The following is an 18857-nucleotide window of genomic DNA, read 5'->3' as shown; positions in this document are numbered from 1 at the left end:
CGGTGCTCAGCTCCCCGTCGGCCGGACGAACTGTGCCGCCGTGCGCAGCAGGATGCAGACGTCCTGCCACAGCGACCAGTTGTCGATGTAGGCGTTGTCGTAGCGGCACCGGTCCTCGATCGAGGTGTCCCCGCGCAGCCCGTGGATCTGCGCGAGCCCGGTGATGCCGGTCCGCATCCGGTGGCGGGCCGGATAGCCCGGATGGGCCTGGCTGAACTTGGCCACGAAGAAGGGCCGTTCGGGTCTGGGCCCGACCAAGCTCATGTCCCCGCGGAACACGTTCCACAGCTGCAGCAGCTCGTCCAGCGAGGTGCGGCGCAGGAAGTGACAGAACGCGCTCATGTCCTGTTCGTTCGCCACGCTCCAGCGCGTCGCCGCCTCGTGGTCGCTCGCGGGCCGGTGGGTGCGCAGCTTCAGCATCGTGAAGGGCCGTCCGTCCTTGCCGATCCGCTCCTGCCGGAACACCACGCCGGGACCGTCCATCACCCGCAGCACGACCGCGCAGACCAGCAGAACCGGTCCGGCCAGCACGAGCAGTGCCCCCGACAGCACCACGTCGAGCAGTCGCTTGCCCACGCTCCCGCGCCGCGGCCCGCGCCCCGGGCCCAGCAACCTGCGCGAGAACCCGGCCAACTGCCCGGCCCCCGGGCGGTGTCCGCCCAGTCCGTACGACGCCGGGTCCGTGTCGAGCTCCCACAGCACGCATCCGTACGCGGCCAGCGCCCGCAGCGCGGCGGCCTTCTCCTCCCGGGTGCCGGCGCCCACCACGAGCACCTCCTCCACCCCGTTCTGGATCGCCGCCCGGCGCGCCTCCAGCGCCGTGGTGAGCACCGGCAGCCCGGGCTCGCCGTCGGTCTCGTCGAGGAACTCCAGGTCGTCGGCGACGAGACCCACCGGCCTTACTCCGCAGCCGGGTTGGCGCAGCAGCGCGGCGGAGACCCGCCGGGCCGTCGCGACGGGGCCGACCACCAGAGCGGGGGAGGGCCGGCGCACCAGTGCCCGGCGCCGGAACCCGTGCACCGCCGCCCGGCCCGCACAGGCTGCCGCGCAGTGCACGACGACGGCGGTGACCAGCACGGCCGGCGCGAGCGAGCGCAGCGGGGAGAGCGCGACGACGGCCGCCCAGCCGACGGCGATCCGACCGCAGACGGCGGGCAGTTCGTCGAGCGCGCCGGGGACGATGAGGGTGTCGTACAGCGCGGCCCGCCGGTTCAGCACGACCACACCGAGGGCGAGCAGGGCGATGACCAGCGGGTACCTGTGGGACACGGGCAGGACCAGCGCCCCCAGCAGGACGCCCCCGCCGTCGGCGAACCCCAGGGACACCCGGGAGGTCCGGCGCGGACTACGGGCTTCCCGTCCGGCGGGCCCCCGGCGTCCGGCGGAAAAGCCGCGCGGGGCAAGGACGGTGACGGCGCCCTCGGGCGCCCGCTGCTGCCCCGGTGAGGCAACGGTGCTGTCCGCGGTCATGTGGTGATGCACTTCCTGCCCTCGTTGGGTCCGACGACCTGCGCGGTGACGAGGTCGAGCAGCTCGCGGTAGACGTCGCTCACGGCGTCCGTGGCGTGCCGCAGATCGTGGCCGGCGAGCACATGCGCGCGGCCCTGGGCGCCCAGCGCCGCGCGCAGCGGCTCGTCGAGCAGCAGCGCGGTGAGCGCCCGTGCCAGTGCGGCCGGGTCGTCCGGCGGCACCAGGCAGGACGACAGCTGGCCGGGTGGAAGGCTCTCGCCCGCTCCGTCCACGTCCGTGACGACGACCGGCCTGGCACACGCCATGGCCTCCAGCGGGGCGAGCGCCATGCCCTCCCAGCGCGACGGCAGGACCACGACGTCGGCGGCCCGGTACCACTGCGCGGTGTCGGTCGTCGTGCCGGCGAACTCCACCGACGCGGGCGCACCGGCACGCAGCCGGTCCGCGTCCGGGCCGTCGCCGACCAGCACCAGCCGCGCGCCGGCCACTTGGCGTACCACCTCGGGCCAGGCCGCCAGGAGCACGTCCTGCCCCTTCTGACGGCACAGCCGGCCCACGCACACGACCAGCGGGCTGGCCCCGGACCGTGCGCTGTCACCCTCCGGCCGGAACCTGTGGGTGTCGACCCCGTTGGGGACCACCCGCCACGGGGCGGTGATGCCGGCCCGCACTCCGGTGAGCCGCTCGGCCTCGCTCACGCACAGCACACGTGCCGCCCAACGCGCCCCGAACCGCTCCCAGTCCAGCGCCACCCGCGCGACGAGTCCCTCCGCGGCCTCGAACGACCAGGCGTGCGGCTGGAACACGGTCGGCAGGGCGCCGCGCACCGCGAGCCGGGCCGCGAGCCCTGCCTTCGCGCTGTGCGCGTGCACCAGGTCGGGCCGCACATCACGGCACAGCCGGGCCAACTGCCTTACCTCGGCCGGGAGTCGGTGCCCCGGCGAGCGGGTCGCGTCCCAGCGGAGCACCGTGCAGCCCAGCGTGCGCAGGGCGTCGGTCAGGGTGCCGCCCGGCGGACAGGCCACGGTCACCCGCAGCCCCGCGGCCAGTTGAGCCGCCACCAGGTCCGTCACGACCCGCGCGACACCGCCCTCGACGGGCTGGGCCACATGCAGGATGTGCGGCGTAATGCGCATGACCGAGGCTGCCCTTCCGAGGAAAAGAGTCCGAACCAGCGACACGACGTGTGGCTTACTGGACCAAAGGGACGAGCAACGCCAGCCACTTATCCATACTTATCTGAGAAGCGGTCAAGTGTGTTGGAATGATGACGTTTTCGGAGTTGTTTCTCGCAGGGGATCACCCATTCGGACCCGCTGCGGTTGCGTGACGGCCGCCGATCGGTCTTCTCGTATGAGTTCCCGGAAGTTGGCGGCTCAGAGTTTCCAGAGCGGCGTGGCCATCGTTAGCCCAGGAGAACGCGAGTTAGCGAAGATGATTTTCCTGGAAAGGAACATGATGAAGAACCTGAAGGCTGCTGCCGTCGTCGTCGGCTCCCTCGCCATCGCCGGTGCCACCGTGCCCGCCGCCTCCGCGGTGAACATGCCGGCGCAGGGCCTCGTCGACAACGGGAAGACGGTCGCCCGCAGCCTCCCCTCGGCCGCCAAGGTGCCGACGGGCTACGTGGGGAACAACGTGAAGCGCACTGCGGACAAGGTGAAGAAGGGCATGAAGTCGCAGGGCGTCGTGAAGACCCCCGTCATCGGCGGTGCCCTGCCGAACCCCGTCGACGGCCAGCTGCTCGGTGGACTTCCGCTCCGGTAGGCATCAGGTAGACCATTCGTTCCTTTGCGCCGAAGGGCCGGCTCCGCACTCGGAGTCGGCCCTTCGGCATGTACGCGGGAATACAATGGCCCATTGGGCCGAACGGACGATTCAGGGTGACCGGAGGCGGAGCAACCCCGTTGAACCCATTGAATGGGCGCTTTTTCCTCCTTGCCGGCGCTCCTTGACCGTGGGCCCTGTCTGCACGCTGACGCAGACAGGGCCCACGGTCTTGGACCGGAGGCTTTTTGGACCGGAAAGGGTGCGGGCAAGCCGATGGCGGCCCGCCGGCTTACCGGCGGACCGCCATGGGTGAAGCACTGATCAGAACAGGAAGCCGCCGATGTGCGCGGAGTTGCGGGCCTGCTCGACCTTGCCGGTGTTGCAGCCGACGTACTTCGAGTTCGGCGCGATCGTCGCGGCGAGGACGGCGCCGTTCGACCACGGGGCGATGCAGCGACCGTCGATCAGGGTGCCGTTGACGATGGCAAGACCCTGCTGCGGGTCGTTGACGACGACCGGGGACGACGAGAAGCCGCTACCGCCCTTGACGGTGGTGGTGTCAGTGTCGGCCGCCGCAGTGCCGCCGGTCGCGAGGACGATGCCCGCGGCGATGGCGGAAATGGCCGTAACCTTGTTACGCATGATTGAGCCTTTCCGGGCTGCGTTGAGGATTACCTGCTGCGAATGGTTCGCGGCAGGGGTCAGAACAGCAGGCCGCCGCTGTGGATCTCGTTGCGGCCCTGCTTGATCTCGCCGGTGTTGCAGCCGACGTACTTCGAGTTCGGCGCGATCGTGGCGGCGAGGACGGCTCCGTTGGACCACGGCACGGCGCAGCGAGCGTCGACGAGGGTGCCATTGACGATGAGCACACCCTGCTGCGGCGCGTTGACGACGACCGGGGACGACGAGAAACCGGTGCCGCCCTTGACCGTGGTGGTGTTGCTGTCGGCCGCGGCGGTGCCGCCGGTCGCGAGGGCGATGCCCGCGGCGAGGGCGGAAATGGCCGTAACCTTGTTAAGCATGAGCTGAGCCTTTCCGGGCTGCGCTTGGTGTTTACCTGCTGCGAATTGCTCGGAGCAGGGGTCAGAACAGCAGGCCGCCCTTGTGGACGGAGTTGCGGGCCTGCTCGATCTTGCCGGTGTTGCAGCCGACGTACTTCGAGTTCGGCGCGATCGTGGCGGCGAGGACGGCTCCGTTGGACCACGGCACGGCGCAGCGAAGGTCGACGACGGTGCCGTTGGCGATGAGAACGCCTTGCTGGGGCTCGTTCACGACGACCGGGGACGACGAGAAACCGCTACCGCCCTTGACGGTGGTGGTGTCGCCGTTGCTGCTCGGGTAGCCGCCGGCCGAGGCAATGCCGGCGCTGCCGACGACGGTGCTGAGGGCGAGGGCCGTGATGACCGCGAACTTCTTGGGCACTTGGTTCCTTCCTGAATTCACGGTTGCGCACGCTTACGAAAAGGAAACCCGTATATGCACGCCTAAGTCACGGTGGGAACATTCAAACGCGGCTAGATTCCATCGGATGGCGCAATGCCGAGTGCCGGCCGGGAGTCGAGTGGGAATCCGCGAGGTCATCCATGAAATGCCCCGGATCGTTTGCCGAATGGCGCCGTCCGGAACGGCGTGCCGACATGCGTCCGGCCCACCGGCAGGGTGTGGGCCGGTGGGCCGGGACGCTTGGTTCGCGTGTGCCAGGGGGCTTGCGGGCCCGCCGGGCGCGAAGAGGGAGCTGCGGTCCGGACTGAGTGTCCGGGCCGCGGAAGGCCTCCGGCTGTCGAGAACCGGATCAGAGTCTCAGAATTCCGGGGCCGGCTTTCGCCGGTACGGGCGACTCGTAAGGTTGCCGGGTCGTCACTTTTTGGGGAGCAAGGTGCCGAGTCCGGAGGCGGTCGGGGCCTGCAGCGGGCGGACCTGGACGGTACCGCTGCCGGCCGGGTTCTTCACCGGAATCGTGGGCCGCTTGGCGGCGTCCGGGTCCATACCGTCCAGGTAAACGCCGGACATGGCCCCCGACTTCTTCTTGTCGAACGCCGTGCCCTTGGCGATCCCGCCGTCACTGGCCAGTCGCGCCACGGTGTCGGCCGCGGGCACCACGGCCGGCGTCACCTTGGTCGGGGACATGAGACCGAGCGGCCCGGCAGGGCTTCCCGATCCTCCGGCGGCCACCGCCGCGGCGGCCGAGCCACCCACAAGACCCGCACCGATGGCCAAAGCCGCAGTGGTGAAAACTGCCTTCTTCATCATTCACCTCGCTGGAAAGTACCTCTGATCCGACGGTTGGAGAACATAGCAGTCCAACAGCACTTCAAAAGCGACGCGTTACTCCATACGCATGAAAGTCGGTGAAGTGAAGAATGGAATGCGCAACGGGATTCCGATGGATTGACATCTGGTCCGCGAATCAATTCATCGTATGGTGAGTACGGCCCGGTTGGGCCGCCTGCGCGATCAAGAAGATGAAGTTCGGAATTGCCGAACGGAACCTTCGTCGAGCCGGTCCGGTCCGGGACGTCCCGCGGCCTACCCTCGCCGCCATGACCACCGACAGCCACGCTCTCACGCCGGCCGCGGCCCTGGGCAGGTCGCTCGTCTGGGCGGAGGAATTCACCGCTCCGATCGCCTGGGGCGCCAGATGGACCGGCGACAGATCGAGCGCCTACCGCTACTGCGATCACAACCCCGACGACAACAAGCTCGACTGGCTCACCCCCAGCGCCGTGACCGTCTCGAACGGCGTGGCCACCTTCACCGCCACACCGGCCGGCCGCACCCTGGAAAACGGCCGACAGGCCTGGCACACCGGCCTGCTCACCACCGAGTACTCCGCCGAGGAGTTCCGGGTGCGGGCCGGGGACTACATGGAGACCCGCGTCAGACTGCCCCACGGGACCGGCGCCTGGCCGGCGCTGTGGACCTGGAAGGACGGCGGGAACGAGGTCGACTGCTTCGAGTACCACTCGGACAACCCGCACCTGCTGGAGCTGTCCAACCACGTCCACCACGCCGCGACGTACTACACCGACGTCGACGCGATCGGCCCCGGCCGATGGGTGTCCATCGGCACCGTCCTCGGCGCGACCTGCGTCGAGTGGTACGTCAACGGCGTCCGCGTCTTCGCCGACGGCACCGGTGTCGGCCCCGGCTGGTCGGCGTATCCGATCCTCAACCTGTCCCTGTGCGCCGGCCAGTACCACGCGGCACCCTGTGACCCGGCCCCGATCACCTTCGACGTCGACCACCTCCGCGTCTACCGCTGATCACCGTCCAGGCGCTGACGACATCGAGAAGCGGTCCCCGTCCCTCGTTCGGGCGGACGATCCCCCGCGGTGTCGGCCGGTCGGGTGAGCGTGCGCCGGAACGCCGCGCGGGCCGTCGATAAGGTCACGCGGTGGCACCTGACTCAAGCGCCTCTGCGCGGCCGATGCGCCGGACCGCCGGCGGCAGCCGGGCGTTCGCCCTGCTGCTGGTGCTCTGCGGGGCGGCCGGGCTGCTCGCCTCCTGGGTCATCACCCTCGACAAGTTCAAGCTGCTGGAGGACCCGAACTTCACGCCGGGCTGCAGCCTGAACCCGGTCCTGTCCTGCGGCAGCGTGATGGAGAGCGAGCAGGCCGAGGCCTTCGGGTTCCCCAACCCGATGCTGGGCCTGGCGGCCTACGCCGTCGTGATCTGCGTCGGCGTCAGTTTGCTGGCCGGGGCGGCGTTCCCGCGTTGGTACTGGCTTACCTTCGCGGCCGGCTGTCTCTTCGGGATCGGGTTCGTCTCCTGGCTGCAGTTCGAGTCCTTGTACCGGATCAACGCCCTGTGCCTGTGGTGCTGTCTGGCCTGGCTCGCGACGACCCCGCTGTTCTGGTACGTCACGTCGTTCACCGTGCGCAACGGCTTCCTGCCCGCGCCGGGCCCGGTGAAGGCCTTCTTCGCCGAGTTCACCTGGGTGCTTCCGGTGCTGCACATCGGCATCGTCGGAATGCTGATCCTGACCCGCTGGTGGGACTTCTGGACGAGCTGACCATTGCACCGTACGGGCGCTTCGGTGGTGACCGCGGAGCGACCTGCGCGGTTACTCGTACGAACAGCCGAACCGTACGAGGAGTGAGCGATGGCCGTCAGCGCAGACGGGGTCTCGGTGGGTGCGGTACAGGGGACGGGCACCGCGGTGAGCAGCGGGCCGGAGCGGCGGACACGGCGGGAGTTGGGGCGGCTGCTGTTCGCCTCCGCCGCGGTGGCGCTCACTCCGGTCGTCACCGCCTCCCGGCCCTCCCGGTCAGCGGAGCGACCTCCGGACACCGACACCGCCTTCGACGAGACCTACCGCGGCCGTCGTATCAAGGGCGCCCCCATGTCGCTCGGCGGCCTCACCGCCCTCGACGTCGCCTGGCACGTCACCGTGGACGGCCGGCCGTTGCACCTGATGCGCCGTGCCGACGGGACCTGGCTGAGCATGGTCGACCACTACGGCTGGTACCGGACCCCGCTGGAGGCAACCCGCGCGGCCGTCGACGAACTCGGGTCCGGCGGGCGACTGCGTGACCTGGCTCCCGGACCGTTCGGTGGCGGGCATCCGCACAGGGAGGCGCAGCATGGCGTACGTGCGTAAGAACGTGACCGAGCTGACGCGGACCGAGCGGCGGCGGTTCGTCGAGGCGTTGCTGGAGATCAAACGGCGCGGCGAGTACGACGAGTTCGTACGGCTGCACATCGCGCACTTCGTCGGGGACGGCCACCGGGGTCTGCGCGCCGCTCACATGGCGCCCTCCTTCCTGCCCTGGCACCGCAGGTTCGTGCTGGACCTGGAGAACGCGCTGCGGCGTGTCGACTCCTCGGTGACCGTGCCGTACTGGGACTGGACCCGGGACCGCAGGACCACCTCGCTGCCGTGGACCGGCGAACTGCTCGGCGGCAACGGGCGGCCCGGTGACCGGCAGGTGATGACCGGGCCGTTCGCCTACCGGACCGGGAACTGGACCATCCGGGCGAGCGTCACCGACGGCGACTTCCTCACCCGGGACCTGGGCCGCTCCCGCAACCCGATGGCGCTGCCCACCAAGGCCGACCTGAAGCAGGCCCTCGACGACCCGGTCTACGACGTCGCCCCCTGGGACTCGACGGTCACCAAGGGCTTCCGCAACAAGCTGGAGGGGTGGGGCAGGGGCAGGGACTCCTGGCGCAACCACAACCGGGTGCACCGCTGGGTCGGGGGCGCGATGCTCGGCGGCGCGTCCGTCAACGACCCCGTCTTCTGGCTGCACCACGCCTTCGTGGACATGCAGTGGCAGCGCTGGCAGCGGCGCCACCGCAAGCACCGCTATCTGCCGGCGAAGCCGCCCGGCCGGGACAGCGTGCAGTACCGCCGGATCGTCGCCCGGGACGAACGGCTGCCGCCCTGGGACGTGACCCCGGACGAGCTGGAGGACGTGTCCGAGATCTACCGGTATGCCTGACGGCTCGGCCCGCCGGAAATTCGCTCTGCCCCGCGGCCCGTGTCCACTAGCCTCCGGACATGGCAACCGATCCGACGGAACAACTGGTCCGACTGTTCGCCGAGGAGACCCGGGTACGCGCCTTCGCCGCCGTGGCGCTGGGCGCGGCGGACGCCGAGCAGGTCGCCCTGGCGGCCGGGCTGTCCGCGAAGGAGACGGCCGTGTCACTGCGGCGGCTGCGGGAGCAGGGCGTGGTGACGGCCGGGGATGCCGGCGAACTGGGCGTGGCGTACGGCCTGTTCAAGGAGTACGCGCGGTCGGCGGCGCAGCGGGAGAACGGCACCGGGGCCGCCACGGGCCCGGCCTCCGGCGACGGGTCCACCGACATGGTCCTGCGGACCTTCGTCCGGGACGGGCGGCTGGTCCGGCTGCCGGCGCGGTGGACCCGCAAGAAGCTGGTGCTGCGGCACATCGCCGAGCAGACCTTCGAGCCGGGCGTCGAGTACCCGGAGCGGACCGTCAACGACAAGCTGCGTGCCTGGTGCGAGGACAGCGACGACGTCGACCATGTGACGCTCCGGCGCTACCTGGTAGACCTGCATCACCTGCGCCGGAGCGAGGGAATCTACCGGCGCCCGGCCGAGGCCGGGCGGGCCCCGGCGGCCGGCATCGCCTGACCGCGGCCGTCAGGGCAGCCGTCGTACCGGTGAACCCGCCAGGTACGCCTGGATGTCCTCGACCGCCTGGCCGTAGTACGTCGCGTAGTTGGCCTGCGATACATAGCCCAGGTGGGGTGTGGCGAGCAGGCGCGGCGCGGTGCGCATCGGGTGGTCGGCCGGGAGGGGCTCGGTGTCGAAGACGTCGACGCCGGCGCCCGCGATGCGGCCCTCGCGCAGGGCCCCGAGCAGGGCGTCCTGGTCGACGATCGCCGCACGTGAGGTGTTGATCAGATACGCCGTGCGCTTGAGCAGGGCGATCTCGGCGGGGCCGACCAGGCCGCGGGTGCGGTCGCTCAGGGCGAGGTGGACGGAGACGAAGTCACTGTCGGCGAGCAGGGCCTCCTTGGAGGGGGCCAGGTGGACGCCGACCTCGTCCGCGTACTCCTTGGTGAGGTTCTGGCTCCACGCGCTGACGTGCATCCCGAAGGCGAGGCCGACCTGGGCCACCCGGCTGCCGATCTTCCCCAGGCCGAGCACCCCGAGCCGGCGGCCGTGCAGGTCGGCGCCGACGGTGTGCTGCCAGGGGCCGCCCGAGCGCAGGGCGTTGCTCTCCTGGACGAGGCCGCGGGCGAGGCCCAGCAGCAGGGCCCAGGTGAGCTCGACGGGCGGCGTGGCGGAGCTCGCCGTACCGCAGACGGTGACGCCGTGCGCCTCGGCGGCGGCGTAGTCGATGACCGTGTTGCGCATGCCGGAGGCGATCAGCAGCTTCAACCGGGGGAGCCGGGCGATCAGGGACGCGGGGAAGGGGACGCGTTCGCGCAGGGTGACCACGATGTCGAAGCCGGCGAGAGCCTCGGCCAGGGCGTCCTCGCCGGGGAAGTGACGCGTGAACTGGACGACCTCCACGTCGTCCGCGAGCGGCGACCAGTCGGCGACTTCGGTCGCGACGTTCTGGAAGTCGTCGAGCACAGCACAGCGCAGCCGCACGGTGGTTCCTCTCCATGGCCGGGGCACCGACTCTACGACGGGTGGCGCGAGGGCGGATTGACCGGCAGCGGGTCCGTCACCGACCGTTGATCACGCACGCGATCATGCGCGCGGACCCGTTGTCCGCGGTCGTGTCCACACGGGAGGGGTCCACCTTGTCACCACGCATCCTCGTCACCGGAGGCAGCGGCTTCATCGGAGGTCATGTCGTCACCGCCCTCCGGGAGTCGCAGCACGACACATCGGCCCCGGTCCGGCTCCTGCTGCGCGACCCGGGGAGCATGCCACCGGGCGGCGGCCTCGCCGGCGGTGCCCCCGCGACGGACGCCGTACGGGCCGATCTGGCCGATCCGCAGTCGCTGCGGGGTGTCTGCGACGGCGTCGACGTCGTACTGCACTGCGCCTCCCACATAGGCGACGACATACGGCTCACCGAGGCCGTCAACGACCACGGCACCCGCGCCCTCGTCGAGGAGGCGACCCGCGCCGGAGTCTCCCGCGTCGTCTACGTCAGTACGGCCGCCGTGTACGGCCGAGGGCCCTTCACCGGCGCGCATGCGGGCGAGTTGCCGCTCGCACCGGCCTCGCCGACCAGCCGTGCCCGGGCCACCGCCGAACGGTATGTGCTGGACGCGGGCGGCGTCGTACTGCGCCCGCACCTCGTGCTCGGCGCCGGTGACCGATGGGTGGCGCCCGGCCTGGTCGGCCTGATGGGGCTGCTGTCGGCGGCGCTGAAGGGAGGCGCCTCGCGGCACTCGGTCGTCGACGTACGGGCGTTGGGACGCGCGGTGGTCGCCGCCGGCCTGTCGGACCGGGACCTGGCCGGCGTCCATCACGTCAACCACCCCGATCCGGTGGCCTGTTCGGAGCTGCTGGGCACGGTGGCCGACCGTCTCGCCCCGCATCTGCCGGGCGCACCCGTCGACATCGACGAGGCGCGGGCCCGCCTCGACGGGCAGCCGCGCGCACTGCACCACCTCGACATGCTCGCCGTGGACCACTGGTTCGCGGACGACGGTTTCTGGACGGGCGCAGGGGTGGAACCCGGGGTGGGTTTCGCGCGGGGCATGGCGGAACACGCGTCGTGGTACCGGCGGTTCCTGGACCGTTGACGGGTGAGGGCAGGGACTTCGTGGACATCGAATGCGCATTGACAGGCAAGGTCGCGCTGGTCACCGGTGCCGGCCGGGGCATCGGCAGAGCCATCGCCGGGCGGCTCGCCCAGGACGGGGCGCTGGTCGGCGTTCACTACGGCCGCAGTGAGGCCGCCGCCCTGGAACTCGTGGAGGAGATACGGCACAACGGCGGGCGCGCCTTCACGCTCGGGGCCGAGCTGGGGGTGCCGGGGGACGCCGGGGCCGTCTTCGAGGCGTTCGACGCGGGGTTGCGGAAGGAGCGGGAGGAGTACGGGGGGTACGGCGCGGGGGGAGTGGGCGCGTGGGAGGAGGGCGCGTCGGGAAGGGGCGCGTGGGCGGAAGGTGAGGGGGAGGAGGGTGAGCGGGGGGCGGGTGAGTCGGTGCCGGCCGCCGAAGGCTCGCTCGACATCCTGGTGAACAACGCGGGCACGAGCGGTTCGGGGCCGGTGAGTCAGGCCACTCCCGAGATCTTCGACCGCATGATCGCCGTCAACGCCAAAGCGCCGTTCTTCCTCGTACAGAACGCGCTGCCGCGGATGCGGGACGGCGGCCGCATCATCAACGTCTCCTCGCTCGCCTCACAGCGCGCCTTCCCCGAATCCCTCGCCTACGCCATGTCCAAAGGCGCGCTGGACACCATGACCTTGGGCCTGGCCAAGGAGCTCGGTGGCCGCGGGATCACCGTCAACACGGTCGGGCCAGGGTTCATCGAGACGGACATGAACGCCCGCCGCAGGACGACGCCCGAGGCGCGGGCCGCCCTGGCCGCACGGTCCGTCTTCGACCGGATCGGCCGGCCTGCCGACGTGGCGGACGTGGTGGCGTTCCTCGCCTCCGACGCCGCTCGCTGGATCACCGGCCAGTACCTCGACGTCAGCGGCGGCACGGATCTGTGACCGGCGCCGGCCGCAATGCCCCGATATGTTGGGGTCTGCTGTGGGCCGCCGGAGCAGGATGAGCGAGGACGGGACGGGGAAGTCGGAATGACCGCGTCGTACGAAACCATCGGCACCAGGCTGGACGGCAACGTCCTGTCCGCCACGTTCAACGCACCGCCGATGAACCTCATCGGCCCCGAGGTCGTGCGGGACCTGGTCGCACTGCTCGACGAACTGTCCCACCCGGCCGCCCCCCGCGTGGTGGTCTTCGACAGCGCGGACGCCGACTTCTTCTTCCCGCACGTCGACCTGACGAAGGTCGCCGAGTACACCGCGGAGGCCGCCAAGGGCGGAGGCCCCGGTGACGCGTCCCTGGGAATGCTGTTCCGCAGGCTGAGCCGGCTCCCCGCCGTCACCATCGGCAAGCTGCGCGGCCGTGCCCGGGGAGCGGGCAGTGAGTTCCTCCTGGCGTGCGACATGCGCTTCGCCGCCCGGGAGAACGCCATCCTCGGCCAGCCGGAGGTGGGAATCGGAACGCCTCCCGGAGCGGGCGCGATCCAGCACCTCACCCGTTTGCTGGGCCGGGGCCGAGCACTCGAAGCCGTACTGACCTCGTCGGACTTCGACGCCGACCTCGCCGAACGCTACGGATGGGTCAACCGCGCGGTCCCCGACGCCGAACTCGACGAGCTCGTGGCAGGCATCGCCGCACGGATCGGTGACTTCCCCCGCGACGCCCTGATCGCAGCCAAGTCGGCCATCAACGCGATCAGCCTCCCCACGCCCGCCGAAGTGCGCGCGGACGCGGCGCTCTTCCAGCAACTCGTCCGGGGCGAGAACGCGACGCAGCGCACGGCCGAGCTCTTCAGACAGGGCCTCCAGTCCCGCGGGGCCACCGAGCTCGGCCTTGGGGAGGCGTTGGGCGGGTTGCCGGTTGTCGACTGAGGCCGACGCGGACCGTCGCGTCGGCCCGGTCGGCTCCCGGGTGGGGCAACGCCTCTATACGGAGACGAGGTTGAGCACGGCGCGCTTCACGCCGGTGATGCCCTTCACTCCGTACTCGCCCGCCGACGGGTCGTAGTCGAAGGTCTTCTGGGCAGGCCCGAAGTGGCCACAGGCCAGCGGCGAGTGCTGGTAGGTGTCACCGGACGTGGTCTCGTACTCGATGTACCAGGCAACGCAGTAACCGTCGGGGGAACCCCACCCGCCACCGGGCAGGAGATCCACGACGTTGCCCTTGACCCGGGCTTCTCCGTCTTCGAAGCAGGCCGAGATCTCGCCGCGTCCCCAACTGCGGGTGTCGCTCGTTTCGACACAGCCGGGCGCCGCATACGACGTGGATGTCGCCGTCACGGAAAGGCCGACGGTCAAGGCGCTGAGCAGTGCTGCCGACAGCAGTCGCCGCATGGTGAACTCCTTGTCCTGGTAGGGAAGTGTCCTGCGGACACACCACGTCGGCCCGCTATATCTGCCCTTGCGTATCTCTACTTCGCCGAGTCCCGGCCTCCTGACGGCCTCGAAGGATCTGTATATCTCCGGCATAGACGCGCGCTTCACGCTGGGCCTGCCCCGGCTCGCTCCGGATTCGGGAGCCATTCGCGTAGCCATATGGAGGTCATCGCATGCGCCGTCACGTCGCAGGGCCCTTGCTCGCCGCCGCCCTCGCACTCCCCCTCACGTTCCTGACAGCCGGTCAGTCCAACGCCGCCCCGGCCGACAAGACCCAGGTGCTGAGCACGTGGACGCAGTCCGGTGCCGGCAGCTACGACGCCTGGAACGCGGCTCGCCAGAACCAGGCGGCCTGGAGTGCCTACGGGTTCGACTGGTCCACCGACTACTGCACGACCTCGCCGGACAACCCGTTCGGCTTCCCCTTCAAGAACGCCTGTGCCCGTCATGACTTCGGGTACCGCAACTACAAGGCCGTCGGCACGTTCGCCGCCAACAAGGACCGGCTGGACGACGCCTTCTACGCCGACCTCAAGCGTGTCTGCGCGTCCTACTCCGGCGCCCAGGGATCGGCGTGTTCGGCCTCGGCGTGGACCTACTACCAGGCGGTCTCCGTCTTCGGGAACTCGGCCATGGTCGACGGCAAGGCCGACGCCCGGTAAGTACGCCCGCTCCCTTCAGCGCCACAAGGCCAGGGCGGGACAGGGCCACGGCCCCGGCCCGCCCTCTGACCGGCCGCCCCGTCACCCCCGAGACGGAGCGGCCGGTCCTCTTCGTCAGGGTGCACACCAGCCCGGCCACCCGCCCGGACGGGCGCCGGCCCACACACACCGGAGACCCCATGCCCGCCGACCACTACGTCCTCACCCTCTCCTGTGCCGACAAGCAGGGCATCGTGCACGCCGTGTCCAGCTACCTGTTCATGACCGGATGCAACATCGAGGACAGCCAGCAGTTCGGCGACCACGACACAGGGCTGTTCTTCATGCGGGTCGCGTTCTCCGCCGAGGCGTCCCTGTCGGTGGAGAAGCTACGGGCCGGCTTCGCCGCCGTTGGGGACTCCTTCCTCATGGACTGGCAGATCCACCGGGCACAGGAACGTATGCGGATCGTGCTGATGGTCAGCAAGTTCGGGCACTGTCTGAACGACCTGCTGTTCCGCTCCCGTACCGGCGCGCTGCCGGTGGAGATCGCCGCCGTGGTGTCCAACCACCCGGACTTCCGGCACCTGGTCGGCACGTACGACATCCCCTTCCACCACATTCCGGTGACGAAGGACACCAAGAGCATCGCCGAGCAACAGGTCCTCGACCTGGTCGAGGCGGAGCGGGTGGAGCTGGTGGTGCTGGCGCGCTACATGCAGGTCCTCTCGGACCATCTGTGCAAGCAGCTCAGCGGACGAATCATCAACATCCACCACTCCTTCCTGCCCAGCTTCAAGGGCGCCAAGCCCTACCACCAAGCGCACGCACGCGGTGTGAAGCTGATCGGCGCGACCGCCCACTATGTGACCGCCGACCTCGACGAGGGGCCGATCATCGAGCAGGAGGTCCGACGGGTCAGCCACGCTGTCACCCCGGAACAGCTCGTGGCCATCGGCCGTGACGTGGAATGCCAGGCGCTGGCCCGGGCCGTGCACTGGCACAGCACACGCCGGGTCCTGCCCAACGGACATCGCACCGTCGTCTTCCCTTGAGAACACCGGAGAATCCGCCGACCCCGTCCGTATAGCCGACGTGTAGCCGGGGCGGCGAGGGTGCCGGGGACGGCACGACGGCCGTCTTGAGGAGTCTGCGAGGAAGCCCTTGACCACGGCGGCGATTGACGTGATCTGCCCGGCTTGGAACCGGTCCGAGGCCATCCGCCCGACCATCGACAGCGTTCTGGCCCAAACCTTCGACGACTGGCACCTTTTCGTCGTCTCCGACGGCTGCACCGACGACACGGACGACGTGGTGCGCTCCTACGACGACGAGCGCATCGAGCTGATCCGCACCGAGCGGCACGGCCACCCCGGTGGCCCCCGCAACATCGGCCTGGCCGCGTCGACCGCGCCGGCCGTCGCCTACCTGGACCACGACGACCAGTGGCTGCCCGAGCACCTGGCCGTGCTGCGCCGCGAGTTCGAAGGCGGCGCCCGCCTGGTGGCGACCGCGAGCATCGGGATGAACGCGCAGGGGGAGGAGGAGTACCGGTCCCACCCCCTCAACGGGCTCTGGCACCCAGAGCTCCAGCTGCTGTGGCCGTTGTACGAGCCGTCCCGCGTAGGCCATGTGCGCGGGCTTCCCGAGAGCGTCGGGGGCTGGACCACCGACCACACCGGCATGGACGACTGGGACCTGTGGCTGCGGCTCGCCGATGCCGGAGAGCGCTTCACGACGGTGACCGACCGCACCGTCGTGATGTTCCTCAGGGACACCTCGCTGCGCCACACCATGCCGGTCAGCCACCACCTGACCTTGGGAACGCTGCCCGACGAGGCGGCGTGCGTCCAGCTCACCGAGGCCATCCGGGCCCCCGAGGTGCAGGACGAACTGCGCTCCCGCTTCGCCGAGGAGATGCTCCGCTTCTACGGCGCGAAGGCCGCCTCCGGTGAACTGGTGATGCCGAAGGGCATGACCACCGAGGAGGCCCTGACCGGCATGGAGAAGTTCGTCACCGACCCGGCCACCCCCATGCTGCGTGAACTCTCCTTCGTCCAGGAGGAGGACCACTTCGCGGTCGTCCATCCCCTGCAGTGCAGCAGCGACCGGCACGCCGAGCGGCTCCGGGCGTTCCTGCGCACCCACGACGCCGGCCGGCACGCCATCGTGCGTCGGCTCATCGCGACCGTGAGCCGGTAGCCCCGGCCCGACCGGATCGTCGGCCGCCTCTCAGTGACTCGACAGCAAGCTACGGAGGGCTCCATGAAAGCTTTGGTCCTGGCCGGAGGCGCGGGCACCCGGCTGCGTCCGATCACCCACACCTCAGCCAAGCAACTGGTCCCGGTGGCCAACAAACCGGTGCTCTTCTACGGTCTTGAGGCGATCGCCGAGGCCGACATGGTCGAGGTCGGAATCATCGTCGGCGACACCGCCGAGGAGATCCGCGAAGCGGTCGGCGACGGCGCGCAGTTCGGCCTGAAGGTCACCTACATCCCGCAGGCGGCCCCGCTCGGGTTGGCGCATGCGGTGCACATCGCCCAGGACTTCCTCGGCGACGACGACTTCGTGATGTATCTCGGTGACAACTTCATCGTCGGCGGGATCAGCGGTCTCGTGGACGAGTTCCGTGCCACTCGGCCCGCCGCTCAGATCCTGCTCACCCGCGTCTCCGACCCGTCCGCCTTCGGGGTCGCCGAACTCGATGAGGGCGGCAACGTCGTCGGCCTGGAGGAGAAGCCCATCCGGCCCAAGAGCGACCTCGCCGTGGTCGGCGTATACCTCTTCACACCGGCGATCCACCAGGCGGTCCGCTCCATCGAGCCCGCCTGGCGCGGCGAGCTGGAGATCACCGACGCCATCCAGTGGCTGATCGACCATGAGCAGACCGTCCGCTCCACCACCATCTCCGGCTACTGGAAGGACACCGGGAACCCCGCCGACATGCTCGAGGTGAACCGTTCCGTACTGGAGACGCTCGAGCCCTTCGTGCACGGCCGGGTCGACGAGGGGTCCGAGGTCATCGGGCGGGTCGTGATCGAGGAGGGCGCCGAGGTCATCGGCAGCCGGATCGTCGGCCCCGTGGTGATCGGCGAGGGCACCGTGGTGCGCGACGCCTACATCGGTCCCTACACCTCGGTCTCCGCCAACTGCCGGATAGAGGAGAGCGAGATCGAGTACTCAATCGTGCTGCGCGGGTCCTCGCTCTGCGGCGTCCGCCGGGTCGAGGCCTCCCTCATCGGCCGTGACGTCGAGGTGACGCCCGCCCCGCGTGTACCGTCCGCCCACCGGCTCGTGCTCGGTGATCACAGTAAGGTTCAGATCTCGTCGTGAGCACCAGGATTCTCGTGACCGGCGGTGCCGGTTTCATCGGCTCCCACTACGTCCGCAGGCTGCTCGGCCCCGAGGGCCCGGGTGATGTCTCGATCACCGTGCTCGACCTGCTCACCTATGCCGGCAACCCGGCCAACCTCGACGAGGTCCGTGATCACCCCGGCTTCTCCTTCGTGCACGGCGACATCTGCGACGCGGAGCTGGTGGGCAAGCTGATGGTCGAGCACGACCAGGTGGTGCACTTCGCCGCCGAGTCGCACGTCGACCGGTCGATCGACGGTGGCGCGGAGTTCGTACGGACCAACGTCGTGGGCACCCACACGCTGGTCGAGGCGGCGCATCGCGCCGGCGGCCGTACCTTCGTGCACGTGTCCACCGACGAGGTCTACGGATCGATCGACACCGGCTCCTGGCCGGAGACCCATCCGCTCGCCCCCAACTCGCCCTACTCGGCAGCCAAGGCCGCCGGTGACCTGCTCGCCCTGGCCTACCACCGCACCCACGGTCTGGACGTCCGCGTCACCCGCTGCTCCAACAACTACGGGCACCACCACTTCCCCGAGAAGCTCATCCCGCTGTTCGTGACCAACCTGCTCGACGGCAAGAAGGTCCCGCTGTACGGCGACGGCGGCAACGTCCGCGACTGGCTGCACATCGACGACCACGTCCAGGGCATCGAACTCGTCCGCACCAAGGGCCGGGCCGGCGAGGTCTACAACATCGGCGGCGGCACCGAGCTCTCCAACAGGGAACTCACCGGCTTGCTGCTCGACGCGTGCGGCTCCGACTGGGAGACCGCCGTCGAGTACGTCGAGGACCGCAAGGGCCACGACCGCAGGTACTCGGTGGACTGCACCAAGATCCGCGAGGAGCTCGGTTACGCGCCCCGCAGGGACTTCCGCGAAGGCCTCGCGGAGACCGTGCAGTGGTACCGGGACAACCGCGCTTGGTGGGAGCCCCTCGCAGAAAAGGTATAGAGCAGCCCTCGAGAATCGTGCGGACCGCAGATCCAGACGTACTTGTGAGGTGTCATCGTGGCCAATCCGTTCGAGAACGACGAGGCGTCGTACTTCGTCCTCGTCAACGACGAGGGCCAGCACTCGCTGTGGCCGGC

23 protein-coding genes are annotated in these 18857 nt (G+C 69.9%); 15 read left to right on the top strand and 8 right to left on the bottom strand.

The features are described 5' to 3' along the window. Window positions 1–6 precede the first annotated feature (6 nt). Window positions 7–1470 carry a sugar transferase gene (locus tag ACWGDB_RS40560; RefSeq protein WP_453827064.1) on the bottom strand — a complete coding sequence of 488 codons (1464 nt, stop codon included), beginning with the start codon at window positions 1468–1470 and terminating at the stop codon, window positions 7–9. Then, a complete protein-coding gene (locus ACWGDB_RS40555) occupies window positions 1467–2606 on the bottom strand; it encodes a glycosyltransferase (protein ID WP_453827063.1) in 1140 nt (379 codons plus the stop codon). The genes ACWGDB_RS40560 and ACWGDB_RS40555 overlap by 4 nt, the downstream gene beginning before the upstream one ends. Window positions 2607–2925: 319 nt before the next feature. On the opposite strand from ACWGDB_RS40555, the gene ACWGDB_RS40550 reads away from it, so the two are divergent. Next, window positions 2926–3234 (top strand): hypothetical protein, encoded by a 309-nt coding sequence (locus ACWGDB_RS40550; protein ID WP_383624883.1) that lies wholly within the window; start codon window positions 2926–2928, stop codon window positions 3232–3234. Between the two features lie 324 nt (window positions 3235–3558). Here ACWGDB_RS40550 and ACWGDB_RS40545 read toward each other — a convergent pair whose 3' ends face one another. The 4 genes from ACWGDB_RS40545 to ACWGDB_RS40530 form a co-directional block, all read right to left on the bottom strand. Further along, entirely contained in the window at window positions 3559–3879 is a 321-nt protein-coding gene (locus ACWGDB_RS40545) for a hypothetical protein (RefSeq protein ID WP_427840937.1), read from the bottom strand. A gap of 59 nt (window positions 3880–3938) precedes the next feature. Continuing rightward, window positions 3939–4259, bottom strand: coding sequence for a hypothetical protein (locus ACWGDB_RS40540; RefSeq protein WP_453827062.1), 321 nt, complete (start codon window positions 4257–4259; stop codon window positions 3939–3941). 61 nt (window positions 4260–4320) lie between these two features. Continuing rightward, window positions 4321–4659, bottom strand: a complete 339-nt coding sequence (locus ACWGDB_RS40535) for a hypothetical protein (protein WP_369271147.1) — start codon at window positions 4657–4659, stop codon at window positions 4321–4323. 435 nt (window positions 4660–5094) lie between these two features. Then, complete coding sequence (locus ACWGDB_RS40530; protein ID WP_453827061.1) at window positions 5095–5364, bottom strand: hypothetical protein; 270 nt, start codon at window positions 5362–5364, stop codon at window positions 5095–5097. 413 nt (window positions 5365–5777) lie between these two features. Between ACWGDB_RS40530 and ACWGDB_RS40525 the strand changes: the two genes are divergently transcribed. From ACWGDB_RS40525 to ACWGDB_RS40505, 5 genes are all read left to right on the top strand, one after another. After that, window positions 5778–6500: a glycoside hydrolase family 16 protein gene (locus ACWGDB_RS40525; protein ID WP_453827060.1), complete on the top strand. Its 723-nt coding sequence runs from the start codon at window positions 5778–5780 to the stop codon at window positions 6498–6500. Between the two features lie 164 nt (window positions 6501–6664). Continuing rightward, the gene (locus tag ACWGDB_RS40520) at window positions 6665–7249 is read left to right on the top strand and encodes a vitamin K epoxide reductase family protein (RefSeq protein WP_453827072.1); all 585 of its coding nucleotides are present in this window, start codon (window positions 6665–6667) and stop codon (window positions 7247–7249) included. Window positions 7250–7339: 90 nt separating this feature from the next. Further along, entirely contained in the window at window positions 7340–7837 is a 498-nt protein-coding gene (locus ACWGDB_RS40515) for a tyrosinase family oxidase copper chaperone (protein WP_453827059.1), read from the top strand. Continuing rightward, window positions 7821–8681, top strand: coding sequence for a tyrosinase family protein (locus ACWGDB_RS40510; RefSeq protein WP_453827058.1), 861 nt, complete (start codon window positions 7821–7823; stop codon window positions 8679–8681). Before ACWGDB_RS40515 ends, ACWGDB_RS40510 begins: the two co-directional genes overlap by 17 nt. 59 nt (window positions 8682–8740) lie before the next feature. Beyond that, a complete protein-coding gene (locus tag ACWGDB_RS40505) occupies window positions 8741–9337 on the top strand; it encodes a DUF2087 domain-containing protein (RefSeq protein WP_453827057.1) in 597 nt (198 codons plus the stop codon). A gap of 9 nt (window positions 9338–9346) precedes the next feature. On the opposite strand, the gene ACWGDB_RS40500 is transcribed toward ACWGDB_RS40505, so the two are convergent. Continuing rightward, window positions 9347–10306: a D-2-hydroxyacid dehydrogenase family protein gene (locus tag ACWGDB_RS40500; RefSeq protein ID WP_453827056.1), complete on the bottom strand. Its 960-nt coding sequence runs from the start codon at window positions 10304–10306 to the stop codon at window positions 9347–9349. Window positions 10307–10461: 155 nt separating this feature from the next. On the opposite strand from ACWGDB_RS40500, the gene ACWGDB_RS40495 reads away from it, so the two are divergent. The 3 genes from ACWGDB_RS40495 (at window position 10462) to ACWGDB_RS40485 (ending at window position 13265) form a co-directional block, all read left to right on the top strand. Continuing rightward, window positions 10462–11418 (top strand): NAD-dependent epimerase/dehydratase family protein, encoded by a 957-nt coding sequence (locus ACWGDB_RS40495; protein WP_453827055.1) that lies wholly within the window; start codon window positions 10462–10464, stop codon window positions 11416–11418. Window positions 11419–11456: 38 nt separating this feature from the next. Then, window positions 11457–12338: an SDR family NAD(P)-dependent oxidoreductase gene (locus tag ACWGDB_RS40490; protein WP_453827054.1), complete on the top strand. Its 882-nt coding sequence runs from the start codon at window positions 11457–11459 to the stop codon at window positions 12336–12338. An 87-nt stretch (window positions 12339–12425) separates the two neighbouring features. Then, on the top strand, window positions 12426–13265 hold the full coding sequence (locus ACWGDB_RS40485) for an enoyl-CoA hydratase/isomerase family protein (protein ID WP_453827053.1): 840 nt from the start codon (window positions 12426–12428) through the stop codon (window positions 13263–13265). Window positions 13266–13319: 54 nt separating this feature from the next. On the opposite strand, the gene ACWGDB_RS40480 is transcribed toward ACWGDB_RS40485, so the two are convergent. Further along, window positions 13320–13727, bottom strand: coding sequence for a hypothetical protein (locus tag ACWGDB_RS40480; RefSeq protein WP_453827052.1), 408 nt, complete (start codon window positions 13725–13727; stop codon window positions 13320–13322). A gap of 215 nt (window positions 13728–13942) precedes the next feature. On the opposite strand from ACWGDB_RS40480, the gene ACWGDB_RS40475 reads away from it, so the two are divergent. The 6 genes from ACWGDB_RS40475 to ACWGDB_RS40450 form a co-directional block, all read left to right on the top strand. Continuing rightward, window positions 13943–14431, top strand: coding sequence for a phospholipase (locus ACWGDB_RS40475; protein ID WP_451179252.1), 489 nt, complete (start codon window positions 13943–13945; stop codon window positions 14429–14431). 179 nt (window positions 14432–14610) lie between these two features. Next, window positions 14611–15465: a formyltetrahydrofolate deformylase gene (gene purU, locus ACWGDB_RS40470; protein ID WP_453827051.1), complete on the top strand. Its 855-nt coding sequence runs from the start codon at window positions 14611–14613 to the stop codon at window positions 15463–15465. 109 nt (window positions 15466–15574) lie between these two features. Beyond that, a complete protein-coding gene (locus ACWGDB_RS40465; protein ID WP_453827050.1) occupies window positions 15575–16612 on the top strand; it encodes a glycosyltransferase family 2 protein in 1038 nt (345 codons plus the stop codon). A 63-nt stretch (window positions 16613–16675) separates the two neighbouring features. Beyond that, a complete protein-coding gene (locus ACWGDB_RS40460) occupies window positions 16676–17743 on the top strand; it encodes a glucose-1-phosphate thymidylyltransferase (RefSeq protein ID WP_453827049.1) in 1068 nt (355 codons plus the stop codon). Beyond that, entirely contained in the window at window positions 17740–18720 is a 981-nt protein-coding gene (rfbB, locus tag ACWGDB_RS40455) for a dTDP-glucose 4,6-dehydratase (protein ID WP_453827048.1), read from the top strand. The genes ACWGDB_RS40460 and rfbB overlap by 4 nt, the downstream gene beginning before the upstream one ends. Before the next feature lie 57 nt (window positions 18721–18777). Beyond that, a partial coding sequence (locus ACWGDB_RS40450) for an MbtH family NRPS accessory protein (RefSeq protein ID WP_189320364.1) occupies window positions 18778–18857 on the top strand: 80 nt, incomplete at its 3' end.

This window comes from Streptomyces sp. NPDC055013 (assembly GCF_053608645.1).
Note: the sequence above shows the minus strand (reverse complement) of the source record. Positions and strands in the feature narration are given on the sequence as shown.